The 25,918-nt window shown below is 65.9% G+C and carries 21 protein-coding genes; 9 read left to right on the top strand and 12 right to left on the bottom strand.

Annotated elements, in window-relative coordinates; translation table 11 throughout:
• Nucleotides 1-53 precede the first annotated feature (53 nt).
• Complete coding sequence (locus tag PJW05_RS05165; RefSeq protein ID WP_271410667.1) at nucleotides 54-341, bottom strand: cupin domain-containing protein; 288 nt, start codon at nucleotides 339-341, stop codon at nucleotides 54-56.
• Nucleotides 341-1,687 carry an aspartate aminotransferase family protein gene (locus PJW05_RS05160; protein WP_271410666.1) on the bottom strand — a complete coding sequence of 449 codons (1,347 nt, stop codon included), beginning with the start codon at nucleotides 1,685-1,687 and terminating at the stop codon, nucleotides 341-343. The genes PJW05_RS05165 and PJW05_RS05160 overlap by 1 nt, the downstream gene beginning before the upstream one ends.
• Before the next feature lie 119 nt (nucleotides 1,688-1,806).
• Between PJW05_RS05160 and PJW05_RS05155 the strand changes: the two genes are divergently transcribed.
• Both PJW05_RS05155 and PJW05_RS05150 read left to right on the top strand, forming a co-directional pair.
• Complete coding sequence (locus PJW05_RS05155) at nucleotides 1,807-2,727, top strand: LysR family transcriptional regulator (protein WP_271410665.1); 921 nt, start codon at nucleotides 1,807-1,809, stop codon at nucleotides 2,725-2,727.
• Between the two features lie 269 nt (nucleotides 2,728-2,996).
• Nucleotides 2,997-4,217 carry an RtcB family protein gene (locus tag PJW05_RS05150; RefSeq protein ID WP_271412171.1) on the top strand — a complete coding sequence of 407 codons (1,221 nt, stop codon included), beginning with the start codon at nucleotides 2,997-2,999 and terminating at the stop codon, nucleotides 4,215-4,217.
• 128 nt (nucleotides 4,218-4,345) lie between these two features.
• Here PJW05_RS05150 and gdhA read toward each other — a convergent pair whose 3' ends face one another.
• The 3 genes from gdhA to ettA all read right to left on the bottom strand — a co-directional run bounded on the left by gdhA (nucleotide 4,346) and on the right by ettA (nucleotide 8,182).
• Nucleotides 4,346-5,680, bottom strand: a complete 1,335-nt coding sequence (gene gdhA / locus PJW05_RS05145) for an NADP-specific glutamate dehydrogenase (protein ID WP_271410664.1) — start codon at nucleotides 5,678-5,680, stop codon at nucleotides 4,346-4,348.
• A gap of 254 nt (nucleotides 5,681-5,934) precedes the next feature.
• Complete coding sequence (locus PJW05_RS05140) at nucleotides 5,935-6,462, bottom strand: hypothetical protein (protein ID WP_271410663.1); 528 nt, start codon at nucleotides 6,460-6,462, stop codon at nucleotides 5,935-5,937.
• Between the two features lie 52 nt (nucleotides 6,463-6,514).
• Complete coding sequence (ettA, locus tag PJW05_RS05135; RefSeq protein WP_271410662.1) at nucleotides 6,515-8,182, bottom strand: energy-dependent translational throttle protein EttA; 1,668 nt, start codon at nucleotides 8,180-8,182, stop codon at nucleotides 6,515-6,517.
• Between the two features lie 237 nt (nucleotides 8,183-8,419).
• Between ettA and PJW05_RS05130 the strand changes: the two genes are divergently transcribed.
• Both PJW05_RS05130 and glyA read left to right on the top strand, forming a co-directional pair.
• Nucleotides 8,420-12,667 carry a sensor domain-containing protein gene (locus PJW05_RS05130; RefSeq protein WP_442969207.1) on the top strand — a complete coding sequence of 1,416 codons (4,248 nt, stop codon included), beginning with the start codon at nucleotides 8,420-8,422 and terminating at the stop codon, nucleotides 12,665-12,667.
• A 120-nt stretch (nucleotides 12,668-12,787) separates the two neighbouring features.
• Nucleotides 12,788-14,041, top strand: a complete 1,254-nt coding sequence (glyA, locus tag PJW05_RS05125) for a serine hydroxymethyltransferase (protein WP_271410661.1) — start codon at nucleotides 12,788-12,790, stop codon at nucleotides 14,039-14,041.
• A gap of 195 nt (nucleotides 14,042-14,236) precedes the next feature.
• Here glyA and PJW05_RS05120 read toward each other — a convergent pair whose 3' ends face one another.
• Nucleotides 14,237-14,743 (bottom strand): DUF3015 domain-containing protein, encoded by a 507-nt coding sequence (locus PJW05_RS05120; protein ID WP_271410660.1) that lies wholly within the window; start codon nucleotides 14,741-14,743, stop codon nucleotides 14,237-14,239.
• Between the two features lie 208 nt (nucleotides 14,744-14,951).
• Here PJW05_RS05120 and PJW05_RS05115 point away from each other — a divergent pair, with 208 nt between their 5' ends.
• Complete coding sequence (locus PJW05_RS05115; RefSeq protein WP_271410659.1) at nucleotides 14,952-15,320, top strand: PilZ domain-containing protein; 369 nt, start codon at nucleotides 14,952-14,954, stop codon at nucleotides 15,318-15,320.
• 113 nt (nucleotides 15,321-15,433) lie between these two features.
• On the opposite strand, the gene radA is transcribed toward PJW05_RS05115, so the two are convergent.
• Nucleotides 15,434-16,798 (bottom strand): DNA repair protein RadA, encoded by a 1,365-nt coding sequence (radA, locus tag PJW05_RS05110; protein WP_271410658.1) that lies wholly within the window; start codon nucleotides 16,796-16,798, stop codon nucleotides 15,434-15,436.
• 90 nt (nucleotides 16,799-16,888) lie between these two features.
• Nucleotides 16,889-17,134 (bottom strand): YdcH family protein, encoded by a 246-nt coding sequence (locus tag PJW05_RS05105; RefSeq protein ID WP_271410657.1) that lies wholly within the window; start codon nucleotides 17,132-17,134, stop codon nucleotides 16,889-16,891.
• 211 nt (nucleotides 17,135-17,345) lie between these two features.
• On the opposite strand from PJW05_RS05105, the gene mscL reads away from it, so the two are divergent.
• Entirely contained in the window at nucleotides 17,346-17,756 is a 411-nt protein-coding gene (mscL, locus tag PJW05_RS05100) for a large-conductance mechanosensitive channel protein MscL (RefSeq protein ID WP_271410656.1), read from the top strand.
• A gap of 97 nt (nucleotides 17,757-17,853) precedes the next feature.
• Here mscL and PJW05_RS05095 read toward each other — a convergent pair whose 3' ends face one another.
• From PJW05_RS05095 to PJW05_RS05085, 3 genes are all read right to left on the bottom strand, one after another.
• Entirely contained in the window at nucleotides 17,854-19,416 is a 1,563-nt protein-coding gene (locus PJW05_RS05095) for a TerC family protein (protein WP_271410655.1), read from the bottom strand.
• 284 nt (nucleotides 19,417-19,700) lie between these two features.
• Nucleotides 19,701-20,180 carry a DUF934 domain-containing protein gene (locus PJW05_RS05090; RefSeq protein ID WP_271410654.1) on the bottom strand — a complete coding sequence of 160 codons (480 nt, stop codon included), beginning with the start codon at nucleotides 20,178-20,180 and terminating at the stop codon, nucleotides 19,701-19,703.
• A complete protein-coding gene (locus tag PJW05_RS05085) occupies nucleotides 20,177-21,847 on the bottom strand; it encodes a nitrite/sulfite reductase (protein WP_271410653.1) in 1,671 nt (556 codons plus the stop codon). Before PJW05_RS05085 ends, PJW05_RS05090 begins: the two co-directional genes overlap by 4 nt.
• 235 nt (nucleotides 21,848-22,082) lie before the next feature.
• On the opposite strand from PJW05_RS05085, the gene ccoN reads away from it, so the two are divergent.
• Together ccoN and PJW05_RS05075 are read left to right on the top strand one after the other, a co-directional pair.
• Nucleotides 22,083-23,519, top strand: coding sequence for a cytochrome-c oxidase, cbb3-type subunit I (gene ccoN / locus PJW05_RS05080; RefSeq protein WP_271410652.1), 1,437 nt, complete (start codon nucleotides 22,083-22,085; stop codon nucleotides 23,517-23,519).
• Nucleotides 23,512-23,757, top strand: coding sequence for a cbb3-type cytochrome c oxidase subunit 3 (locus tag PJW05_RS05075; RefSeq protein WP_271410651.1), 246 nt, complete (start codon nucleotides 23,512-23,514; stop codon nucleotides 23,755-23,757). Before ccoN ends, PJW05_RS05075 begins: the two co-directional genes overlap by 8 nt.
• An 85-nt stretch (nucleotides 23,758-23,842) precedes the next feature.
• Here the strand turns inward: PJW05_RS05075 and PJW05_RS05070 are convergent, their stop codons facing one another.
• Entirely contained in the window at nucleotides 23,843-24,619 is a 777-nt protein-coding gene (locus tag PJW05_RS05070) for a ferredoxin--NADP reductase (protein ID WP_271410650.1), read from the bottom strand.
• An 84-nt stretch (nucleotides 24,620-24,703) separates the two neighbouring features.
• Between PJW05_RS05070 and PJW05_RS05065 the strand changes: the two genes are divergently transcribed.
• Nucleotides 24,704-25,828 (top strand): methyltransferase, encoded by a 1,125-nt coding sequence (locus tag PJW05_RS05065; protein ID WP_271410649.1) that lies wholly within the window; start codon nucleotides 24,704-24,706, stop codon nucleotides 25,826-25,828.
• Nucleotides 25,829-25,918: the final 90 nt, after the last annotated feature.

The following is a 25,918-nucleotide window of genomic DNA, read 5'->3' as shown; positions in this document are numbered from 1 at the left end:
GATGCTTCCCTCACCCCAGCCCTCTCCCGGAGGGAGAGGGGGTTTTCCGTGCGCTATTTCAATTCGGTTTCCACGAAGACCACTTCGTGGTCGCTGGCGTTGATCACGTTGTGCTCGACGCCGGCCTTGCGGAAGTAGCTCTGGCCGGCCACCAGGGGGGCGTGCTTGTCGCCCTCCGGAGTTTCCAGCAGCAGGGTGCCGTGGGTCATGGGCACCACCACGTAGTCATAGCCATGGCGGTGGCGGCCGGTTTCCGCGCCGGGGGCGAAACGCCACTCGGTGACGATCACCTCGTCGTTGTCCACCTGCACAGTGGGCACGGCCTGCGGGCGCTGGCTCATCAGTTGACGCCCTGCAGGGCCTGGCCGACGGCATCGAACAGGCGGTCGAGTTCTTCCGGCTTGGCGTTGAAGGTCGGGCCGAACTGCAGCGTGTCGCCACCGAAGCGCACGTAGAAGCCGGCCTTCCACAGCGCCATGCCAGCCTCGAACGGACGGACGATGGCGTCGCCGTCGCGCGGGGCGATCTGCAGGGCGCCGGCCAGGCCGCAGTTGCGGATGTCGATGACGTGCTTGGCGCCCTTCAGGCCGTGCAGGGCCTTCTCGAAGTGCGGGGCCAGTTCGGCGGATTGCTGCACCAGGTTTTCCTTCTCCAGCAGGTCCAGGGCGGCCAGGCCGGCGGCGCAGGCGACCGGGTGCGCGGAGTAGGTGTAGCCGTGGGTGAACTCGACGGCGTACTCGGGCGTCGCCTGGTTCATGAAGGTCTCGTAGATCTCGCGGCTGGCGATCACCGCGCCCATGGGGATGGCGCCGTTGGTGACCTGCTTGGCCACGCTCATCAGGTCCGGGGTCACGCCGAAGTACTCGGCGCCGGTCATGGTGCCCATGCGGCCGAAGGCGGTGATCACTTCGTCGAAGATCAGCAGGATGTTGTGCTGGTCGCAGATTTCCCGCAGGCGCTGCAGGTAGCCCTGGGGCGGCACGATCACGCCGGCGGAGCCGGACATCGGCTCGACGATCACCGCAGCGATGTTGGACGCGTCGTGCAGTTCGATCAGCTTGAGCAGTTCGTTGGCCAGCTCGACGCCGCCGGTCTCGGCCATGCCTTTCGTGAAGGCCATGCCGGGTTGCAAGGTGTGCGGCAGGTGGTCGACGTCCATCAACTGGCCGAACATCTTGCGGTTGCCGCCGATGCCGCCCAGGGCGGTGCCGGCCACGTTCACGCCGTGGTAGCCACGGGCGCGGCCGATCAGCTTGGTCTTCTGCGGCTGGCCCTTCAGGCGCCAGTAGGCGCGGGCCATCTTGATGGAGGTGTCGGCGCACTCGGAGCCGGAGCCGGTGAAGAACACGTGGTTCAGTTCACCGGGGGTGAGGTTGGCGATCTTCTCGGCCAGCTGGAAGGACAGCGGGTGGCCGTACTGGAAGCCCGGGGAGTAGTCGAGGGTGCCGAGCTGCCTGGCCACGGCGTCCTGGATTTCCTTGCGCGAGTGGCCAGCACCGCAGGTCCACAGGCCGGAGAGGCTGTCGTACACGCGGCGGCCCTGGTCATCGATCAGCCAGCTGCCTTCGGCGGCGACGATCAGGCGCGGGTCGCGCTGGAAGTTGCGGTTGGCGGAGAAGGGCATCCAGTGCGCATCCAGCTTGAGCTGGCTGGCGAGGGGAAGCTGGGCGTTCTGCGGCATGTTCATGTCTGGCCTCGAAGGTGTCTTGTTCTGGGAACGACGGGCTGCTTGATGTCGACATTGCCACGGGCATAAAGTCACGAAAATCCAACTTTTCAAATCTTTAGGTTAGAGGCCACTAAACCATGAGCACCCGCCGCCCCGAGCCGCTGGCGCAGGTCAGCGATTTCGATATCCGCCTGCTGCGCATCTTCCGCAGCGTGGTGGAATGCGGCGGTTTCTCCGCCGCCGAGAGCGTGCTGGGCATTGGCCGCTCGGCCATCAGCCAGCAGATGAGCGACCTGGAGCAACGCCTCGGCCTGCGCCTGTGCCAGCGCGGCCGCGCCGGCTTCGCCCTGACCGAGGAAGGCCGCGAGGTGTACCACTCGTCCATGCAATTGCTGGCGGCGCTGGAAACCTTCCGCACCGAGGTCAACGGCCTGCACCAGCACCTGCGCGGCGAACTGAACATCGGCCTCACCGACAACCTGGTGACCCTGCCGCACATGCGCATCACCCACGCGCTGTCGCGCCTGAAGGCCCTTGGCCCGGACGTGCGGATCAACATCCGCATGACGCCGCCCAGCGAGGTGGAGCAAGGTGTGCTGGACGGCCGCCTGCACGTCGGCGTGGTGCCGCAGAGCGCCGCCCTCTCCGGCCTGGAGTACCAGCCGCTGTACGACGAACGCTCGCTGCTCTACTGCGCCGTGGGTCACCCGCTGTTCTACGTGGACGACGCCCAGCTCAGCGACGAGCGCCTCAACCAGCAGGACGCCATCGCCCCCACCTTCCGCCTGCCGGCGGACATCCAGGCGCACTACCAGGTGCTCAACTGCACGGCCAGCGCCTCGGACCGCGAGGGCATGGCCTTTCTCATCCTCACCGGACGCTACATCGGCTACCTGCCGGACCACTACGCCACCTTCTGGGTACAGCAGGGCCGCCTGCGGGCGTTGAAGCCGGCGACCCGCTTCTATGACCTGTCGCTGTCCACGGTGACCCGCAAGGGACGCCGGCCACACCTGGTGCTGGAAAGCTTCCTCGAGGCGCTGGCGGCCACCACCTGACACTTTCCCGTCGCGAATTCATTCACGAAGGAAAAGCGCGTCTGAGTGCCCTAGGGGCTGATCACCTGATCCTCACCGGCACAGCTTGCAGGTGAATGGCGCCGCAATCCCAGGATGGGCAGAGCCTGTGTTCTGCCGGTACAGATAGCTAATGGTTGATGGGTTTCGTACCGCAACCCATCCTGCGGCAGCCGCTCCGCCGGTAAGATGCGCGCTCGCCCCGGCGGAACGGGCGCACAATGTCATTCACAACCCACCAGGCCATGCCGATGAAACCGAACGTCCCGGAACTGCTGGAAGTGGCCGGCGGTAAGCCCATCCACCTCTGGACCCAGGGCGTCCCGGTGGAAGAGGAAGCCCGCCAGCAACTGATCAACACCGCGAAGATGCCCTTCATCTTCAAACACCTGGCGGTGATGCCCGACGTTCACCTGGGCAAGGGCTCCACCATCGGCAGTGTGATTCCCACGGTCGGGGCCATCATCCCCGCTGCGGTCGGCGTGGACATCGGTTGCGGCATGATCGCCGCCCTCACCTCGTTGCGCGCGTCGGACCTGCCGGACAACCTCCACGGTCTGCGCAGCGCCATCGAGCGCGCCGTGCCCCACGGCAAGACCTTCGGCAGGCGCGACCAGGGCGCCTGGGACAACGTGCCGGATGCCGCCGACCAGGCCTGGCGACCATTGGCCAGGCGCTTCAAGGCCATCACGGCCAAGTACCCGCGCCTGGAGAAAACCAACAATCGCCACCACCTCGGCACCCTCGGTACCGGCAACCATTTCATCGAGGTCTGCCTGGACGAAGCCGACCGCGTCTGGTTCATGCTCCACAGCGGTTCGCGCGGCGTCGGCAATGCCATCGGCACCCTGTTCATCGAACTGGCCCAGGCCGACATGCGGCAACACCTCGCCAACCTGCCGGATCGCGACCTGGCCTATTTCGAGGAGGGCAGCCGCCATTTCGACGACTACGTGGAAGCCGTGGGCTGGGCCCAGGACTTCGCCAGGCAGAATCGCGCCCTGATGATGCAGGCGGTGATAGAAGCCGCCCGCAGGGTGATCAGGAAACCTTTCGAGGCCAGCCTGGAAGCAGTGAACTGCCACCACAACTACGTGCAGAAGGAGCGGCACTTTGGTCGCGAGGTGCTGGTGACGCGCAAGGGGGCGGTGTCGGCGCAGCGGGGTGAGCTGGGCATCATTCCCGGCTCCATGGGCGCCAAGAGTTTCATCGTCCGGGGCCTGGGCAACGAAGAGGCCTTCTGCTCCTGCAGCCATGGCGCCGGCCGCAGCATGAGCCGCGGCCGGGCGAAGAAATTGTTCACCGTGGAAGACCAGGTCCGCGCCACCGCCCACGTGGAATGCCGCAAGGACAAGGACGTGATCGACGAGATCCCCATGGCCTACAAGGATATCGACGCCGTGATGGCCGCCCAGCGCGACCTGGTGGAAGTGGTGCACACGCTGCGCCAGGTGGTGTGCGTCAAGGGCTGACGGGAGCCTGTTGTAGGAGCGAACTCATTCGCGATTGGGCAGCACCGCTACCCTCGTCGAGTCCGCAGGGCAGCCTTGCGGGCTGCTTTCGCGATTGAAATCGCGCCCACAGGTTCAGCGTTCGGCCATCAGACCACGCCTTGGGCCAGCATGGCGTCGGCCACCTTCACGAAGCCGGCGATATTGGCGCCCTTGACGTAGTTCACCCGCCCCTTCTCCTGCCCATAGCTGACGCAGGCATGGTGGATGTTCTGCATGATGCCGTGCAGGCGCTGGTCCACTTCGCCGGCGGTCCAGTGCAGGCGCATGGCGTTCTGGCTCATTTCCAGGCCGCTGGTGGCCACGCCGCCGGCGTTGGAGGCCTTGCCCGGCGCGAAGAGCACGCCGGCCTCCAGGAAGATATCCACAGCCTCCAGGGTCGACGGCATGTTGGCGCCTTCGGCCACGCAGACGCAGCCGTTGGCCAGCAGCGCGCGGGCGTCTTCGGCGTTCAGTTCGTTCTGGGTCGCGCACGGCAGCGCGATGTCGCAGGGCAGCGACCAGGGACGCTGGCCGGGCATGAATCGCAGACCCGGGCCGGTCAGCTCGCTGATACGGCCACGACGGAGGTTCTTCAGTTCCATCAGCGCTTCCCATTGTTCCAGGCTCAGGCCGGCCTCGGCGAACAGGGTGCCTTCGGAATCGGACAGGGAGATCACCTTGCCCCCCAGCTCCATCACTTTCTGTGCTGCGTACTGGGCCACGTTGCCGGAACCGGAAATCGCCACGCGCTGACCGTCGACATCGCGGCCGATGCCCTTGAGCATTTCCTGGGCGAAGTAGACGCAGCCGTAGCCGGTGGCCTCCGGACGGATCAGGCTGCCGCCGTAGGCCAGGCCCTTGCCGGTGAAGACCGAGGTGAATTCGTTGGACAGGCGCTTGTACTGGCCGAAGAGGAAACCGATTTCACGTGCGCCCACACCGATATCGCCGGCCGGCACATCCAGGTCCGCGCCGATGTGGCGGTACAGCTCGCTCATGAAGGATTGGCAGAAACGCATCACCTCGCCATCGCTCTTGCCCTTGGGATCGAAATCCGAGCCGCCCTTGCCGCCCCCCATGGGCAGGGAGGTCAGGGAGTTCTTGAAGACCTGCTCGAAGGCGAGGAACTTCAGCACGCCGAGGTTCACCGAGGGGTGGAAGCGCAGGCCGCCTTTGTAGGGGCCGATGGCGCTGCTCATCTGGACGCGGAAACCCCGGTTGACCCGCACCCGCCCCTGGTCGTCGACCCAGGGCACCCGGAACAGCACGGCGCGCTCCGGTTCGACGATCCGTTCGATGATGCCGGCCTCCAGGTACTGCGGATGGGCTTCAAGGAATGGCCACAGGCTGCGCAGCACCTCTTCCACGGCCTGATGGAACTCGGGCTGGTCGGGGTCGCGCTGCTTCAGGCGCAGCAGGAATGCGTCGACGGATTGCGTCATGTTTCTCACCAGTTCTTCTTTTGTGAACAATTCGAGGCCCGAGACTCTACCAAGCCATGTCAGCACCTCGATAGGGCGAAATGACGCATTTATGAATCTTTTTGGTGCGCAGAATATAAATAGCCGCCAATAAAGCGGAATACAGGCGCACCAAGACGCGACACATAACGCACCAAGAACAATCAGAGGCCGCACAAAGCCCAACGCCGTGGGGAAGCGCCCTGGGAGTTGCGCCTCGCGGGCTCGGCGCCCACTTACTGGCCCGACTCCCGCAGCACCTGCCGAGGGCTGATCCCCAGGCTGCTGCGCTTGCCGCGCATGACCACCGCGCCGCGTTCCGGTAAGGACAACCAGACGGCTTCGGATACGCAGACGCCCACCCCCATGGCGGCGGCGTCCAGCACCAGCTCCACGCGAAACTCGCAGCCCAGGCCGCCCTGCTCCTTGCCCAGGACCCGCGCGCTGAACGCGGCATCCTCGCCCAGCCACTGGGTATAGAGCGCCGCCATCGGCACCTGCAGGACACCCCAGACCACCAGCACCAGCAGCGGGCCCAGGGTCAGGTGCAACTGCCAGCGCGCGGACGCGGTCTCCAGCCCGAACAGACTGACGAAGCGCTCGCGCCAGGCCAGCCAGGCGTAAAGCCCGCCACCCAGCAGCAGAGCGCAGAGCACCGACCCGAGCTTCCACGCCGCAGAGGGATAGAAGGAAAAGTACAGCCCACAGACCCCGAACAGCGCCAGGGTCGAGAGCCAGAGCAGATAGTGGTTGAATCCTTTCATCGAGCCTCCAGAAACGAAAACGGAGCCTTGCGGCTCCGTCGTCACGCGGCGCTTACTGCGCCAGCTTCTTGTAACGTACCCGGTGCGGCTGGGCGGCCGCTTCGCCGAGGCGTTTCTTGCGGTCCGCTTCGAACTCGGTGTAGTTGCCTTCGAAGAAGGTCACCTTGCCGTCGTCCTCGTAGGACAGGATGTGGGTGGCGATACGGTCCAGGAACCAGCGATCGTGGGAAATCACGATGGCGGCGCCGGGGAAGTCCAGCAGCGCCTCTTCCAGCGCACGCAGGGTTTCCACGTCGAGGTCGTTGGACGGTTCGTCGAGCAGCAGCACGTTGCCGCCCTGCTTCAGGGTCAGGGCCAGGTGCAGACGGCCACGCTCACCACCGGAGAGGTCCTTGACGAACTTCTGCTGGTCGGCGCCCTTGAAGTTGAAGCGGCCGACGTAGCTGCGCGACGGGACTTCGTAGCTGCCGATCCGGATCTGCTCGAAACCGTCGGAAACCTGTTCCCAGACGGTCTTGGTGCCTTCCAGGCTGTCGCGGCTCTGGTCGACGCTGGCGATCTGCACGGTTTCGCCGATCTCGATGGTGCCGGAGTCCGGCTGCTCCTTGCCGGTGAGCATGCGGAACAGCGTGGACTTGCCCGCGCCGTTGCCGCCGATCACGCCGACGATGGCGCCCTTCGGAATGCTCAGGGACAGGTCTTCGATCAGGACGCGGTCGCCGTAGCCCTTGGTGACGTTGTGCAGTTCGATGACCTTGTCGCCCAGGCGCGGGCCCGCGGGGATGTAGATCTCGTTGGTTTCGCTGCGCTTCTGGAATTCCTGCGATTGCATTTCCTCGAAGCGTTGCAGGCGCGCCTTGGATTTGGACTGACGCGCCTTGGCACCCTGGCGCACCCATTCCAGTTCAGCCTTCATGGCCTTGGCATGGGAGGCTTCCTGCTTGGCTTCCTGGGCCAGGCGGTTGGCCTTGGATTCCAGCCAGCCGGAGTAGTTGCCCTCGAAGGGAATGCCGTGGCCACGGTCCAGTTCGAGGATCCAGCCGGCGACGTTGTCGAGGAAGTAACGGTCGTGGGTGATGGCGACCACGGTGCCGGGGAAGTCGTGGAGGAAGTGCTCCAGCCAGGCCACCGAGTCGGCGTCCAGGTGGTTGGTCGGCTCGTCCAGCAGCAGCATGTCGGGGGCCGACAGCAGCAGGCGGCAGAGGGCCACGCGGCGCTTCTCGCCACCGGACAGGTGTTCGATTTTCGCATCCCAGGCCGGCAGGCGCAGGGCATCGGCGGCGACTTCCAGCTGGCGTTCCAGGTTGTGGCCGTCGGCGGCCTGCAGGATGGCCTCCAGCTTGGCCTGCTCGGCGGCCAGGGCGTCGAAGTCGGCATCCGGCTCGGCGTAGGCGGCGTAGACCTCGTCCAGACGGGCCTGGGCCTGCTTGATCTCGCCCACCGCCTCTTCGACGATGTCACGCACGCTCTTGGTGGGGTCGAGCTTCGGCTCCTGGGGCAGGTAGCCGACCTTGATGCCCGGCATCGGGCGGGCTTCACCGTCGATCTCGGTATCAACCCCGGCCATGATGCGCAGCAGGGTGGACTTGCCCGCGCCGTTCAGGCCGAGCACGCCGATCTTGGCGCCCGGGAAGAAGGACAGGGAAATGTCTTTGAGAATCTCACGCTTCGGGGGCACGACTTTGCCGACCCGGTGCATGGTGTAGACGTATTGAGCCATGACTGACCTTGGTGCTGTAGCGAAAGTGGGATAAGGCGGGGAAGCGACAATTCAGGGAACAGGCGCTCCCACGCGCGTGCGGCAAAGCTACCGGAATGCGCCGGGGAGGGCAAACGACGCTCGTCGGTCGTGCTGGCACTTTGCAGCCCGTCAAGGCATGCTAGCCGGTCCGCGCGCGCCCCGGCCCGGGACGCCCCGCCACCTGCCCAGCGAGCAGTAACAGCAGGAACGCCATTCGTGCCAGCCAGCCCACTCACGCCCTCCCCGAGCGAGTCAGGACACCCCCTGTCCGACATCCCCACGCGCCGTTCGGTGAAGGGCCTGCTGATGGGCCTGGTGCTGCTGATGCTGGCCCTGCTCCTGTGGCAGCTGCACCAGGAATACCGCCAGTTGCAGGACACCGCACGCGAGCGCAACTACACCCTGACCCGCGAGCTGGCCAGCCACCTCGAACTGGTCATGGAAATGAAGGCCGAGGCCGTGCTCACCCTGCTCCGCCGGCAGTCGCCGAGCCCCGGGAGCGAGGACGAGCGGCTGGCGGACATGGACCTGCTGCGCCCCCTGCTGCCCGCCATCACCAGCCTCGCCTGGCTCAATCCCAACGGCGGGGTACTGGCCGACACCCGTTCCGGCGACGACGATGCCATGTTCCTCGCCAGCCTGGTGCAACGCAGCGAAGGCGAGATCTATCGCTACGCCTTCAGCCCCCAGGGCCGCGGTGAGGTCTACCTGGTGCTGCGCCAGTCGCCGCTGCCCGAGCCCAGCGGCTACTGGGCCTTGCGCCTGGACGCCGAAGCCATCCGCACCTGGCTGCTCAAGCACGAGGACCGCGACTACCGCTGGCTGCTGGAAGATCACTATCTCCAGCGTGTGCTGGCCCAGGGCGGCCGCGTCCGTCGCACCAGCCCCATCGTCATGCCGGTGACCGCCGAGCAGGAAGCGCAGACCATCCTCGTCTCCCCTCTCGGCCACAGCGACTGGCAGCTCCGCGCCCTGCACGACGAGCGCCAGGTGCGCGCCAGCCTGCTGCCGGAACTGCTCAGCAAGCTGCTGCTGTTCCTCATCAGTGCCAGTCTGGCACTGATCGCCCTTTACTACCTGCAACGCGAGCAACGCAGCCTGCGCGAGCTCAGCGATGCCTCACGGCGCTCCCTGCGCCAGGCCGCCAGCGCCCTCGGCGTGATCGAGGAGCGCGTGCTGGTGACCCAGGTGGACGGCCGCCTGAGCTACCTCAACCCCCAGGCCGAAGCGATGTTCGGCATCAGCGGCGAGGCCGCCCAGGATCACCACCTGCTGGCCCTGCTGCCGGGCCTGGACCCGCTGCTGCTCAACGCCCCCAGCCTCGACCACGAACTGGGCTCGGACCTCGTGCAGTTCCAGTGCGACGGCGAACTACGCCTGCTGGCGGTGACCCGCAGCGACCTCAACGAAGGTGCCCAGTTGCTCGGCTACGTCTGGGTGCTGCGTGATGTCACCGAGGAACAGCGCGCCCTGCGCGTACTGCAGGAGACCCGTCGGCGCTACCAGGACATCTTCGAGGGCGGCGGTATCGCCCTGTGCGTGCTCGACCTCGCCGACCTGCGTCGGTATCTGCTCCTGAACGGCATACGTGAGCGTGCCGGCCTGGCTGCCTGGATCCGCGACAACCCGCAGCACCATGGCGATCTGCTGCGCCTGCTGCGCATCACCGAGGTCAACCAGGAAGCCATGCAACTGCTGGGCGTCGGCAGCAGCGAGCAGGCCTGGCACCACTTGGTCGGCAACCACCCGTTGCGCGATGGCGGCATCCGCTTCCAGGTGATGGCGGCCCTGCTGGGCGGCAGCAAGCACCTGGAGATGGAAAGCCAGATCGTCACTGCCCAGGGCCAGAGCCGGCACATCTGGCTGGTGCTGCACCTGCCGGATATGGTCCAGGACCTGGAAGCGGTGACCCTCAGCATCAACGACATCACCAGCCGCAAGGAGGTGGAACTCTCGCTGATCGAGCGTGAACGCTTCTGGTCCGACGTGGTGCTGGCGCTGCCCGACACCCTCTATGTGCACGACATCATCAACAAGCGGGTGATGCTCACCAACAACCGCCTCGGCCCGCAGTTGGGCTACAGTCGCGCCGACATCATGCGGATGGGCGAGCGTTTCTGGGAGGAGGTACTGCACCCGGACGACACCGAGCAGTACTGGCGCATTCGCAGCCTGCAACAGGTGGTGGGCGACGGCCTGCTGCTGCAATGCCAACTGCGCTGGCGGCACAAGGACGGCAGTTGGCACTGGTTCGACATCCGCGAACAGGCGCTGGCCCGCGACGAGCACGGGCGCGTCAGCCGCCTGATCGGTGTCGCCAAGGACATCACCGAACAGATCGAGGCCACCGAGTCCATGCGCGAGAGCGGACGCCGCTACCGCATGCTGGCCGAAAGCATCAGCGATGTGATCTTCACCACCGACAGCGAGCTGCAACTGAACTACGTCAGCCCCTCGGTACTGCCGGTGCTCGGCTACAGCGCCGACTGGACCCTCGCCAACGGCTTCCACGGACTGGCCGCCGATACGCGGCAGATGCTGGAACTGTTCGAGCAGCTGGAACAGATCCGCAACGCCCTGGGCAACCCGCAACGCCTGGCCGAGCTGCGCAACCAACTGCCGTCACGGCTGTTCCTCTTCGACTGCATGCGCGCCGACGGGCAGAAGATACCGGTGGAACTGCGCACCATGCTGATGTGGGACGAGTACGGGCGCTTCGAGGGCATGCTCGGCGTCGGCCGCGACATCAGCCAACAGCGCCGCGCCGAGAAAGACATGCGCATGGCGGCCACGGTGTTCGAACACTCCACCTCGGCCATCCTGGTCACCGACCCGGCGGGTTATATCGTCCAGGTCAACGAAGCCTTCTGCCGCATCACCGGCTATGCCGCACGGGAGGTGCTGGACCAGTTGCCGTCGATGCTCACCGCCGACCGCCAGCAAGCCAACCAGCTCAACTACATCCTCGGCCAGCTCAACCAGCGCGGCAGCTGGGAGGGCGAGATCTGGCTCAAGCGTCGCGTGGGCGACCACTACCCGGCCTGGGTCGGCATCACCGCCGTGCACGATGAAGACGACGACCTGGTCAGCTACGTCTGCTTCTTCAGCGACATCAGCGAACGCAAGGCCAGCGAGCAACGCATCCACCGCCTGGCCTACTACGACGGCCTGACCCACCTGCCCAACCGCACCCTCTTCCAGGACCGCCTGCACTCCGCCCTGCAGTACGCGGAACGGCACCAGGAATGGGTGGTGCTGATGTTCCTCGACCTCGACCGTTTCAAGCCGATCAACGACTCCCTCGGCCATGCCGCCGGGGACCGCATGCTCAAGGACGTGGCCGTGCGCCTCGCCGCCTGCGTCGACCAGGACGACACCGTGGCGCGCATGGGTGGCGACGAATTCACCCTGCTGCTGCAGCCGTGCGAAACCCGCGAAGGGGCGCTGAACCGCGCCATCCACGTCGCCGAACAGATACTCGACAGCCTGGCCCGCCCCTTCGTCCTGGAAGGGCGGGAGTTCTTCGTCACCGCCAGTATCGGCATCGCCCTCTCGCCCCAGGACGGCCGCGAGCTGAGCCAACTGATGAAGAACGCCGACACCGCCATGTACCACGCCAAGGAACGCGGCAAGAACAACTTCCAGTTCTACCAGACGGACATGAACGCTCGCGCCCTGGAGCGCCTGGAGCTGGAAAGCGACCTGCGCCACGCGCTGGAACAGGGCGAGTTCCTGCTCTATTACCAACCGCAGTTCTCCGGCGACGGCAAGCGCCTGACCGGTGTCGAGGCCTTGCTACGCTGGCGCCATCCGAAACGCGGCCTGGTGCCGCCGGGCGAGTTCGTTCCGGTGCTGGAAGAACTCGGCCTGGTGGTGCAGGTGGGCGACTGGGTGCTGAGCGAGGCCTGCCGCCAGCTCAAGGCCTGGCACCAGGCGAAGATGCGCCTGCCGAAAATCTCGGTGAACATCTCCGCCCGCCAGTTCGCCGATGGCCAGTTGGCCGAGCGCATCGCCGCCATCATCGAAGACAGCGGCCTGCCGCCGGCCTGCCTGGAGCTGGAGCTGACCGAAAGCATCCTGATGCGCGACGTAGGAGAGGCGATGGCCATCCTGGAAAACCTCAAGCGCCTCGGCCTGTGCATCGCGGTGGACGATTTCGGCACCGGCTACTCCTCGCTCAACTACCTCAAACAGTTCCCCATCGACGTGCTGAAGATCGACCGCAGTTTCGTCGACGGCCTGCCCGACGGCGAACGCGACGCGCAGATCGCCCGCGCCATCATCGCCATGGCCCACAGTCTGAACCTGGCGGTGATCGCCGAAGGCGTGGAGACCCATGCGCAGCTGGGCTTCCTCCGCGAACACGGCTGCGACGAAGTCCAGGGCTACCTGTTCGGCCACCCGGTGCCGGCGGCCCAGTTCGAGCGCATGTTCGGCAGCAGCGCCCACTTCATTCTCAGCTGAGTCGCGCCCGCCGTGAATGAAGGCCACTTGTCTGTCACATGACCGACCTTCATATGCCAGCCAACGACCTATCAGGTAGAATGCGCAGCTTTCCACAGACCGATCCTGATGAGGACCGCCATGTTCAGCCGTGATTTGACCCTCGCCCGCTACGATGCCGAACTCTTCGCCGCGATGGAGCAGGAAGCCCAGCGCCAGGAAGAGCACATCGAGCTCATCGCCTCCGAGAACTACACCAGCCCGGCGGTGATGGAAGCCCAGGGCTCCGTGCTGACCAACAAGTATGCCGAAGGCTACCCGGGCAAGCGCTACTACGGCGGTTGCGAGTACGTCGACATCGTCGAGCAACTGGCCATCGACCGCGCCAAGGAACTGTTCGGCGCCGACTACGCCAACGTCCAGCCGCACTCCGGCTCCCAGGCCAACAGCGCCGTCTACCTGGCCCTGCTGAGCGCCGGCGACACCATCCTCGGCATGAGCCTGGCCCATGGCGGCCACCTGACCCACGGCGCCAGCGTTTCCTCCTCCGGCAAGCTGTACAACGCCGTGCAGTACGGCATCGATGCCAACGGCCTGATCGACTACGACGAAGTCGAGCGCCTGGCCGTCGAGCACAAGCCGAAGATGATCGTCGCCGGCTTCTCCGCCTACTCCCAGGTCCTGGACTTCGCCCGCTTCCGCGCCATCGCCGACAAGGTAGGCGCCTACCTGTTCGTCGACATGGCCCACGTGGCTGGCCTGGTCGCCGCCGGCGTGTACCCGAACCCGCTGCCCTTCGCCGACGTGGTCACCACCACCACCCACAAGACCCTGCGCGGCCCGCGCGGCGGCCTGATCCTCGCGCGCAAGAACGAGGAAATCGAGAAGAAGCTGAACTCCGCCGTGTTCCCCGGCGCCCAGGGCGGCCCGCTGGAGCACGTGATCGCCGCCAAGGCCGTGTGCTTCAAGGAAGCCCTGCAGCCCGAGTTCAAGGCCTACCAGCAGCAAGTGGTGAAGAACGCCCAGGCCATGGCCCAGGTGTTCATCGACCGTGGCTTCGACGTGGTTTCCGGCGGCACCCAGAACCACCTGTTCCTGCTCAGCCTGATCAAGCAGGACATCACCGGTAAGGATGCCGACGCCGCCCTCGGCCGCGCCTTCATCACCGTGAACAAGAACTCCGTGCCCAACGACCCGCGCTCGCCCTTCGTCACCTCGGGCCTGCGCATCGGCACCCCGGCCGTGACCACCCGCGGCTTCAAGGAAGTCGAGTGCCGCGAACTGGCCACCTGGATCTGCGACATCCTGGAGAACATGGGTGACGAGTCCGTGATCGACCGCGTTCGCGAGCAGGTCAAGGCCACCTGCGCCAAGCTGCCGGTATACGGCAAGTAAGCGACAGACGCGCAACGAAGAAACCCGGCGAATGCCGGGTTTTTTCTTGGGCGCGCGAAGGGATAAGCCAAACGGGTTCAGGCGTGTCGTGACGCGCGCTCGTTCGCCGACCCGGCATGGGAGCACGCTTGGAGGGTTCCGCGAGCAGCATGAAAAAAGCCGGGCACCGCCCGGCTTTCCTGTACGCGACGACCTCTAGGTCGGCTGCTTGGCGTAGCGGGCCAGTTGCTGGTCGCGGCTCATCACGTCGAGGGTCGCGGCAAGCACCTGCTCCCCGGTCACATCCGGCGAGGAGAAGATACTGGAGAAGTTGGCCTGGGTAACCTGCGCGAAGTGGGCGCGGTCAGCCTGCTCGATGCCCAGCAGGGTGGCATAGGCGTCCAGCGCCTCGCCCTGGCCCTGGGCCATGTCTTCGGCGATGTTGTCCAGCATGCCGTTCATGGCGAACAGCGAGCGGCCGCCGTAACCCAGCGTCACACTGGAATCGCAACCGTTGGTGCCCGAGGTGAGGCCGAAGGTGGCGTTACCGGACGTGCCGTTGGTGGTAGTGGCCAACAGGTGCGGGACCAGGCCGCGCTGCCCTTCGAAAACCATGTTGCCCCAACCGCAGCCGCCGCCACCGGCCTGGGCCGCATGGACCCCCAGGCTGGCCGCGCTTAGCAGCCCCACGATCAACCCCTTGCTAAGCAGTCGCTTATCCATATTTTGCGCTCCGCATGGATTTATAGAAAAACCGCCTAAGCAGCTTTGGTGACAGATGCTGAACTGTCAAACCCGTCGGCGCAGGGGTTCGCCGCTCCCCGTGAAGGCACCCTTGCGGGCCGACTGCACCAGGGAACCCATCAAGACGGCACGTGAAATCCCCCTCCGGCCTTGGCTATAGTGGTTGAAATTCCGCAGGAGCCAGAACATGAGTGAGACCGCCAGCGAGCGTCGGCGCTTCCACCGCATCAATTTCGACGCCGCCACCATCATCACCCAGGGCGACAAGAGCTGGATGGTGGAGTTGCACGACATCTCCCTCAAGGGCCTGCTGGTGATTCGCCCAGAGGATTGGGCGGGCGATCCGGCGAAGCCCTTCGACGCGAATATCGACCTGGGCGCCGATATCCAGGTCAGCATGGAGGTGGAACTGACCCGCGACCAGGGCGACCAGCTCGGCTTCGTCTGCCGGCACATCGACCTGGACTCCATCAGCCACTTGCGCCGCCTGGTCGAACTCAACCTGGGCAGCGAAGCCCTGCTGGAGCGCGACTTGACGGCGCTAGGGGAAGAGTAGGGGTCGCCCTCTCCTCCCCCTCTCCCGCAAGCGGGGAGGTCGATGTCGGTGCGGCAATGATGGCGTGAGCCAATCCTCCGGAAGCGGATTCATTCGCGAAAGCAGACCTTCCCTTACTCGAACAACGCATCCAGCGCCTGCTCCAGACGCGTCACGGCGATCACGCTCAAGCCGGGCGGTGACTCCTTGGGCGCGTTGCCCTTGGGCACGATGGCACGCTTGAAACCGTGCTTGGCGGCCTCCTTGAGGCGCTCCTGGCCGCTGGGGACCGGACGCACTTCGCCGGACAGGCCCACCTCGCCGAACACCAGCACGTCATGGGCCAGCGGGCGGTTTCGCAGGCTGGAAATGATCGCGGCGATCAGCGCCAGGTCGGAAGCGGTTTCCAGCACCTTCACCCCGCCCACCACGTTGAGGAACACATCCTGGTCGTAGGTGGGGATGCCGCCGTGGCGGTGCAGCACCGCCAGCAGCATGGCCAGGCGGTTCTGGTCCAGGCCCAGGGTGACCCGGCGCGGATTGGCCAGGTGGCTGGTGTCCACCAGCGCCTGCACCTCCACCAGCATCGGTCGCGAGCCTTCCCAGGTGGCCATTACCACGCTGCCGGGCACGGACTCCTGGGCGCGGGTGAGGAAGATCGCCGACGGGTTGGAAACCTCCTTCAGGCCCTTGTCGGTCATGCCGAACACGCCCAGCTCGTTGACCGCGCCAAAGCGGTTCTTCACCGCCCGCAGCAGACGCAGGCGGCCGTCGGACTCGCCTTCGAAATACAGCACGGTGTCCACCATGTGCTCCAGCACGCGGGGGCCCGCCAGGGCGCCTTCCTTGGTCACGTGGCCGACCAGGAAGATCGCCGTGCCGCTCTGCTTGGCAAAGCGCACCAGCAGCGCCGCACTCTCGCGGACCTGGGCCACGCCACCGGGGGCCGACTGCAACTGTTCGGTGAAGATGGTCTGGATCGAGTCGATCACCATCACCTTGGGCTGCTCGACCCGCGCGGTGGCGATGATGCTCTCGATGCAGGTCTCTGTCATGACCTTGAGCTTGTCTTCCGGCAGGCCCAGGCGGCGGGCACGCATGGCCACCTGCTGCTGGGACTCCTCACCCGTGACGTAGAGTGCGGGGAAGCGCGTGGCGATGTTGCACAGGGTCTGCAGCAGGATGGTGGACTTGCCGATACCGGGATCGCCGCCGATCAGCACCACGGAGCCGTCCACCAGGCCGCCCCCGAGGACGCGATCGAGCTCGGTGGAAGCGGTGGAGAAACGCGGCATTTCCTCGACGCTGACTTCCGCCAGGGTCTTGATCTGCGCCTGCTGGCCGGCCCAGCCCCCACGCCCGCCGGAGGTCGCGGCGGCGCCCTCCAGCACGGTTTCCACCAAGGTGTTCCACGCCCCGCAGTCGGCGCACTGGCCGGCCCATTTGGGGAAGGTGGCGCCGCACTCGGTGCAGCCGTACATGCGCTTGGCCTTGGCCATCTGCGGACTCCGTCGGAAAACGAAAGCCCGCATGATAGCGGATCAGCCACGGCAGCCACCCCCGCCGTCGCCTCCGGTCACGGCCGGATGTCAGCCCTTGGCGTCCTTGAGCATGCGGGCGATCTCGTCCTTCAGGGCAACCCGCTGGACCTTCAAGCCGTGCAGGGCGTTATCGTCGAGGGCCTGGTTGCCGTCCTCGACCTCGTAGATTCGCGAATCCAGATTCTGGTATTCCCCCGCCAACCGGGCAAAGTGCGCGTTGCTCTGCAGCAATGTGCGCATGGTGTCCTTGAACTCCGGGAATTCACGGTTGAGCGGGTGGTGTTCTAGTGGCATGGCAGCGACCCTCCTCTTGCAGCCTCCCTCTCAGGCTAGACCAGGGTCCGGCGACGGAAAGCGCCGCCCGACGGAATCCGACGGGGAACTTGGCACCCTCCATGCCGGCCCCTAGCATGTGCTTCCCGCACAGGGAGGTGCGCCGTCACTGGCGGCCTCGAACCGCTGAATTACACTTCAGCCTTAAAACCAGAACCCCAGGGAGTAACACATGAGCCTGCTCAGTGAATTCAAAGCCTTCGCCGTCAAGGGCAACGTGGTCGACATGGCTGTGGGCATCATCATCGGCGCGGCCTTCGGCAAGATCGTCTCGTCTTTCGTTGGCGACGTGATCATGCCGCCGATCGGCCTGCTCATCGGCGGTGTGGACTTCACCGACCTGGCAGTCACCCTCAAGGCGGCCGAAGGCGATATCCCGGCGGTGGTGCTGAGCTACGGCAAGTTCATCCAGACCGTGCTGGATTTCGTGATCGTCGCCTTCGCGATCTTCATGGGGATCAAGGTGCTCAACCAGCTCAAGCGCGAAGAAGCCGCCGCCCCGGCAACCCCGCCGGCGCCGACCAAGGACCAGGAGCTGCTGACCGAAATCCGCGACCTGCTCAAGGCGCAGCAGAGCAAGTAACCCGGAAAGAAACGACAACGGCGCCTCAATGGCGCCGTTGTCGCTTGTCGGGGGGCGAATTCATTCGCTATGGGTCGCGAGGCGGCCCCCACCGTGTTCAGCCCACCTGTGAAAGGGGCTTGAGGAACAACCGGTTCACCCGCCGTTCCTTCACCTCGATCACCTCCAGCTGCCAGCCCTCGACTTCCAGGGAGTCGCCGGTCACCGGCAGGCGGTCCAGCAGGCTCATGGCCAGGCCGGCCAGGGTCTGGTAGTCCTCGCCGGGCTTGGCCGAAAAGCCCAGGCGCTCGCCCAGCAGACTCAGGTTCACCGCGCCGCTGACCTTCCAGCCGTCCTCCCAGGGCTCGATGTCCAGGCCGTCCACTTCGCTGGCGTCCGGCAACTCGCCGGCGATGGATTCGAGGACATCGGTCATGGTCAGCAGGCCCTCGAAACCGCCAAATTCGTTGACCACGAAAGCCACGTGGGTGGAGGCCTTGCGCATTTCCTCCAGGGCGGCCAGCACCGAAGCGCTTTCCGGCAGGTTCGGCGGGACTCGCAGCAATTGCTCGATATCCGGCTCTGCCCCCTGCAATAACTCGCGCAGCAATTCCTTCTTGTGCACATAGCCCAGCGGCTCGTCGACCTCGCCGGCGCGGATCACCAGCAGGCGCGAGTGGGGCGAGCGCTGCAGGGCGTCACGAACGGCCTCGCGCGTTTCCGCCAGGTCGATGCGGTGCACTTCGCCGCGGTGGGTCATCAAGGTACGGATGGGACGCTCGGCCAGGCCCAGCACGCCGCTGATCATGATTCGCTCGCGACGGTCGAAGGGCACTTTGCCGGCATCGCCGCCGGCCAGCAGGTCGGCGATTTCCTCGCCCACCTCGTCGGCTTCGACGCCACGGCCGCCCAGCAGGCGCAGCACCGCGTGGGCGGTGCGCTCGCGCAGGTCGCGGCCGCCCTGGAGGTGGCGCTTGCGGCGCCAGCGCACCAGTTGGTTGGCAGCCTCGATCAGCAGGGAGAAGCCGATGGCGGCGTACAGGTAGCCCTTCGGGATATGGAAGCCCAGGCCTTCGGCGGTCAGGCTGAAGCCGATCATCATCAGGAAGCCCAGGCACAGCATGATCACCGTCGGGTGGGCGTTGACGAAAGCGGTCAGCGGCTTGCTGGCGATGATCATCAGGCCGATGGACACGACCACGGCGATCATCATCACTTCCAGGTGCTCGACCATGCCGACGGCGGTGATCACCGCGTCCAGGGAGAACACGGCGTCCAACACCACGATCTGCGCCACCACCGGCCAGAACAGGGCGTAGGTGCGGCTGCCGGACGGGCTGTGGACGTGGCCTTCCAGGCGTTCGTGCAGCTCCATGGTGGCCTTGAACAGCAGGAACACACCGCCGAACAACATGATCAGGTCGCGGCCGGAGAAGCTCTTGCCGAACACGTCGAACAGAGGCTCGGTGAGGGTCACCAGCCAGGAGATGCTGGCCAGCAGGCCCAGGCGCATCAGCAGCGCCAGCGACAGGCCGATCAACCGCGCACGGTCACGCTGATCGGGCGGCAGCTTGTCGGCGAGGATCGCAATAAACACCAGGTTGTCGATGCCCAGGACGATCTCCAGGACGATCAGGGTCAGCAGGCCCAGCCAGGCCGTGGGGTCAGCTATCCATTCCATATGGGTCAGGCTCTCGTGGAAAGGTTACGGGCAGGCGCGAACGACGCCTGCGGGCGTTGCATCGACATGCACTGGGCGTTGGCAGCGGGGCGCTGCGGATCGGCGTGGCGCGCGAATGCGCCGAAGGGGTGGGTGGCCGCACCCTGATGCGCAGGGGGCGGCTTGCAACAATCGCTGTTCATTGGCGTCCGGTCGGGGAGAACAAGTCGCACATCCTAGGTTAGAAAATATCCCTCACTAAGCCGGGAATCTTTACCAATCTTGTACGAACGGCCGCGCGACCCTCAGCGACGGCGGAACAGCGGCCTCGGCTCGATCACCGAGCGCCCGTACAGGACGCTGACACCGGGCAGTCCCTTGAGCGCATCCTCGGCGGATTTGTCTTCGCGCACGGCGAAGGCATCGAAGCCGCACTGGCGCATATGGCTGAGCTGGTCACGCAGCACATCGCCCACCGCCCTCAGCTCGCCGCGCCAGCCCAGGCGCGCCCGCAGCAGGTAGGCCTGGCTGTAGCCGCGACCGTCGCGGAAGCTGGGAAAATCCACCGCGATCAGCGGCACCGCGTCGGACAACAGCGACGCCAGGGGCTCCACCTCGTCGTCCGGCTGCAGCAGCAGGCCGTCGCGGCCCTCGCGTTCGCGCCAGAGGGCCAGCGGCAGGATCAACGGTCCGCCCGGCAAGCCCTCCTCCGCGTCCCGCACCAGGGTCCAGGCGTCCGCCACCAGGCGTGCCTGGCCCTCCACCAGCTTGATCAGGTTGTTCATGCCGGCACCTCCGCCCTGGCGTAGACCCGTTCCTTGAAGGGCTCCAGGCCGATGCGCCGCAGCGTGTCGACGAAAGGCTCGTCCGCCTCGCGGTGGTCGCGGAAGGTCGCCACCACCTTTTCGATCACGTCGGGCACTTCCTCGGCACTGAAGGAGGGGCCGATGACCTTGCCCAGCGCGCTGTCCATGCCCTGGGCGCCGCCGAGGGTGATCTGGTACCACTCGCTGCCGCCCTTATCCACGCCGAGGATGCCGATATTGCCGATGTGGTGGTGGCCGCAGGCGTTCATGCAGCCGGAGATGTTCAGGCTCAGGTCGCCCAGCGCCTGCAGCGCGACAGGATCGGGGAAGCGCGCCTGGATGGCCTGGGCGATGGGGATGGACTTGGCATTGGCCAGGGAACAGTAGTCGCCGCCGGGGCAGGCGATGATGTCGGTGAGCAGACCGATATTGGCCGTCGCCAGGCCCTGCTCGCACGCCAGTTGCCAGAGGGGGTACAGGTCCGCCTTGCGCACGTCGGGCAGCACCAGGTTCTGTTCGTGGGCGATGCGGATTTCGCCGAAACCGAAGCGTTCGGCCCAATCGGCCACCGCGTCCATCTGCGCGGCGGTCACGTCGCCGGGCGGGGCTTCCGGGCCCGGCTTGGTGGAGAGCACCACAGCCGCGTAGCCGGGCACCTTGTGCGGCTGCAGGTTGCGCGCGCACCAGCGGGCGAAGGCCGGGTCAGACGCCAGGGCGCTGCCAAAGGCCAGGTCGGCTTGGTCCAGGCGTTCGTAGGCGGGCACGTCGAAACTGGCGGCAACGCGCTGGTACTCGTCCTCGGTCAGCTCGGCGGGGCCGTGCTTGAGGTGATGCCATTCGGCTTCCACCTCGCGGGCGAAAGCCTCGATGCCCAGCGCTTTCACCAGGATCTTGATCCGTGCCTTGTACTTGTTGTCGCGCCGGCCGTGGCGGTTGTAGACCCGCAGGATGGCTTCGACATAGGACAGCAGATGCCGCCAGTGCAGGCCGTCGCGAATCTGCTGGCCCAGGATCGGCGTGCGCCCCAGGCCGCCGCCCACCAGCACCCGCAGGCGCATTTCACCGGTTTCGTCGCGGTAGAGGTACAGGCCGATGTCGTGCATCTGCACGGCGGCGCGGTCCTCTTCGGCGGCGCAGAGGGCGATCTTGAACTTGCGCGGCAGGAAGAGGAATTCCGGGTTGATGGTGGACCACTGGCGAAGGATTTCCGCCAACGGGCGCGGGTCCAGCACCTCATCGGCCGCCACCCCGGCGAAGGCTTCGGTGGTGATGTTGCGCACGCAATTGCCGGAGGTCTGGATGGCGTGCATCTCCACGTCGGCCAACTGCTGGAGGATGTCCGGCACCTCGACCAGCTCGATCCAGTTGAACTGGATGTTCTGCCGGGTGGTGAAGTGGCCGTAGCCACGGTCATGCTCACGGGCGACGCGCGCCAGGCAGCGCAACTGGGCCGACGACAGGGTGCCGTAGGGAATGGCGACCCGCAGCATGTAGGCGTGTTTCTGCAGGTACAGGCCGTTCTGCAAACGCAGCGGCAGGAATTCTTCCTCGGAAAGCTCGCCGCTCATGCGTCGCGCCACCTGGTCGCGGAATTGCGCCACGCGTTCCTGCACCAGGGCGCGGTCATAGTCGTCGTAGTGGTACATCGCAGGCTCCAGCAGGGTGGGCGGGGGCCTTCAATATGGACAGGGGCGACGATGGGAAACAGCTTCAGTTTCGTCGCAAAAAAACCTATCAGATGCAGCCAGCCGGGTGTGGAGGGCAGGTTTGATCGGTACTCCCGCGTCTGAGCACCAAAAAGCGCTTGGATCTGAGTCTGTTTCCTTCCCGACAGGATTCCTAGAGTGGCGACCGTTCAGCTTCCAACCCAAAGGCCCGCCCATGAACCCTGCACTTCCGGGACCGACCTACGACTACAAGGTGGTCCGCCAATTCACCCTGATGACCCTGGTCTGGGGCATCGTCGGCATGGGCATGGGGGTGTTCATCGCCGCCCAGCTCGTCTGGCCCGAACTCAACCTCGACCTGCCCTGGACCAGCTTCGGCCGCCTGCGCCCGTTGCACACCAACCTGGTGATCTTCGCCTTCGGCGGCAGCGCCCTGTTCGCCACCAGCTACTACACGGTGCAACGCACTTGCCAGGCACGCCTGTACGGCGGCCCGCTGGTCGCCTTCACCTTCTGGGGCTGGCAGGCGCTGGTGGTGATCCTGCTGGTGACGCTGCCCCAGGGCCTGACCACCACCAAGGAATACGCCGAAGTGGAGTTCACCGGCGCGGTGTGGATGGGCCTCGTCTGGATCGCCTATGCCGTGGTGTTCTTCGGCACGCTCATGAAGCGCAAGACCAGGCACATCTATGTGGGCAACTGGTTCTTCGGCGCCTTCATCGTCGTCACCGCCATGCTCCACGTGGTCAACCACCTGGCCATCCCGGTGAGCTGGTTCAAGTCCTACTCGGTCTACTCCGGGGCCACCGACGCCATGGTGCAGTGGTGGTACGGCCACAACGCCGTGGGCTTCTTCCTGACCACCGGCTTCCTCGGGATGATGTACTACTTCATCCCCAAGCAAGCCGGACGCCCGGTGTATTCCTACCGGCTGTCCATCGTGCACTTCTGGGCGCTGATTACCCTGTACATCTGGGCCGGCCCGCACCACCTGCACTACACCGCCCTGCCCGACTGGGCGCAGTCCCTTGGCATGGCGATGTCGATCATCCTGCTGGCCCCGTCCTGGGGCGGCATGATCAACGGCATGATGACGCTCTCCGGCGCCTGGCATAAGTTGCGCGACGACGCGATCCTGCGCTTCCTGGTGGTGTCCCTGGCCTTCTACGGCATGAGCACCTTCGAAGGCCCGATGATGGCCATCAAGACGGTCAACGCCCTCTCCCACTACACCGACTGGACCATCGGCCACGTACATGCCGGCGCTCTTGGCTGGGTCGCGATGATCACCATCGGCTCGCTCTACCACCTGATCCCGCGCCTCTGGGGGCGCGCCCAGATGCACAGTGTGGCGCTGATCAACGCGCACTTCTGGCTGGCCACCATCGGCACCGTGCTCTACATCGCCTCCATGTGGGTCAACGGCATCACCCAGGGTCTGATGTGGCGTGCCGTGAACGAAGACGGCACCCTCACCTACGCCTTCGTCGAAGCGCTGGAGGCCAGCCACCCCGGCTTCCTGGTGCGCTTGATCGGCGGCGTGTTCTTCGTCACCGGCATGCTGCTGATGGCGTACAACACCTGGCGCACGATCCGCGTCGGCAATGCCCACGCCACCGAAGCGCTGCCGGAGACGGTGGCCCATGGATAGCGAGAGCGCCTTCGCCCTACTCAGTCTGGGAGCGGTGGCCTTCTTCTACCTCGCCATCCAGGCCAGCCTGGGCGGCAAGAGCCAGCGGCAGATCGACGAAGCCACCATGCTGCCCTTCGCCGACGACGAGCCGGTGGCCCGGCGCATGGAACGCGCCACCGGGCGCAGCAGCACGGGGTGCAGCTGTCCGGGTAGGTGCGATGGACGTTGTGCGCGGCGGGTCGAGATGGATGCGTAGGATGGGTAGAGCCTGCGAAACCCATCGATCGGACAGCATGGGTTTCGCTCCGCTCTACCCATCCTACGCATGAGCGGACCGCCCCCTACCAATAGTTCTCCACCGCCACCTGCCCCGGCCGGCGGGTCAGGCTGAGGTGCATGTCGCGCTTTTTCAGCACCGCGCGGGTGTCGTCGATCATCTGCGGGTTGCCGCAAAGCATCACGCGGGAATGCTCGGGGGTCAGCTCCAGGCCAGCGGCCCGTTCCAGCTCGCCGTTCTCGATCAGGGTGGTGATGCGGCCGTGCAGCGCGCCCGGCACCTCTTCGCGGGTCACCACGGGGATGTACAGCAGCTTGTCGGCCGCGCCCTCCAGGTAGTCGAGCGCCTTCAACGACTCGATCAGCGGCTGGTAGGCCAGTTCGGCGGCCTGGCGCACGCTGTAGACCAGGATGATGCGCTCGAAGCGCTGCCAGACCTCCAGGTCCTGCAGGATCGACAGGAAAGGCGCGAGGCCGGTGCCGGTGGCGAGCAGCCAGAGGTCGCGGCCGTCGCCGAAGCGGTCGAGGGTGAGGAAGCCGAAGGCCTGCTTGTCCACCATCAGGGTGTCGCCGACCGCGAGGCGTGACAGCTCGCTGGTGAATTCGCCCTCCGGCACCACGATGGAGAAGAATTCCAGATGCTCGTCGTGGGGGGCCGAAACCATGGAGTAGGCGCGCCAGACGGTGCTGCCATCGGCCTTGGTCACCCCCAGTCGGGCGAACTGCCCGGCGCGGAAGCGAAAGCCCGCGTCGCGGGTGGTGCGCAGGGTGAACAGGCTGGGCGTCAGGGTCTGCACATCCAGCAGGGTCTGACGGGTGAACTTCTCTTCGCTGGCGGTCATACTCCGCTCCCACTCATTTTCGATTCGATCGACGACCGCCCCCAGTGTCTCGCAAAGCGGTCGCCAGAAACACCGCCGGTTCTTATGCCTATATTCACTACGCCTTTCGCCCAGCTCGACCTGGTGCGCCAGCCCGAGCAGCAGGATGACCCGCTGCAGGCCTTCGACGCCGCCGACGAGTACCTGCTCAACCACGCGCATGAACAGGGTGTCACGGCCGCAACACGTATCCTGGTGCTGAACGACAGCTTCGGCGCCCTGGCCGCCAGCCTGGCAACCCATGCGCAAGTCACCAGCAGCGGCGATTCCCACCTGGGATATCTCGGCCTGATACGCAACCTGGCACGCAATGGGCTCGAGGCCGCCAGCGTGCGCTTCGTGCCCGCCAGCGAAGCGGCCGAAGGGCCCTTCGACCGGGTGCTGATCCGCGTGCCCAAGACCCTCGCCCTGCTGGAAGAACAACTGATCCGCCTGCACGGTCAACTGGCCCCCGGCGCCACGGTGGTGGCGGCCGGCATGGTCAAGCACCTGCCCCACGCCGCCGGCGACCTGCTGGCCAAGTACATCGGTCCGATGCAGCCGTCGCTGGCGGTGAAGAAGGCGCGCCTGCTGATCGCCACACCTGTGGATAAACCGGCCCAGGCCTCCCCCTACCCCACCCGCTACCAACTGGACCAACCGCGCCTGGCGCTGGTCAACCACGCCAATGTGTTCTGCCGTGAAGGCCTGGACATCGGCACCCGCGCCTTTCTTCCCCACCTGCCGCGCAGCCTGGCGGACGTTCGCGCGGCGGACCTGGGCTGCGGCAATGGCGTGCTGGGCATCGCCTACGCGCTGGCCAATCCGCAGGCGCAGTTGACCCTGGTGGACGAGTCCTACATGGCGGTGCAGTCGGCACGGGAAAACTGGCGCGCCGCCCTTGGCGACCGCCCGGTGGATATCCGTGCCGGCGACGGCCTGGCCGAACAGCCGGCGGACTCACTGGACCTGGTGCTGTGCAACCCGCCCTTCCACCAGCAGCAGGTGGTGGGCGACTTCCTCGCCTGGCGCATGTTCGTGCAGGCGCGCAATGCGCTGGTGAAAGGCGGCGAGCTGTGGATAGTGGGCAACCGCCACCTGGGCTACCACGCCAAGCTCAAGCGCCTGTTCCGGGGCGTGGAACAGGTGGCGGCAACGCCGAAGTTCGTGGTGCTCAAGGCGAGCAAATGACACCACCGTCTCGCGCCGCCCTGTAGGAGCGAATTCATTCGCGAAGGGCAACGCAGTTGCCCCCGAAACTCGAGCGAGGCACGGCAGCCC

This window comes from Pseudomonas sp. Q1-7 (assembly GCF_028010285.1).
Taxonomy (GTDB): Bacteria; Pseudomonadota; Gammaproteobacteria; order Pseudomonadales; family Pseudomonadaceae; genus Metapseudomonas.
Note: the sequence above shows the minus strand (reverse complement) of the source record. Positions and strands in the feature narration are given on the sequence as shown.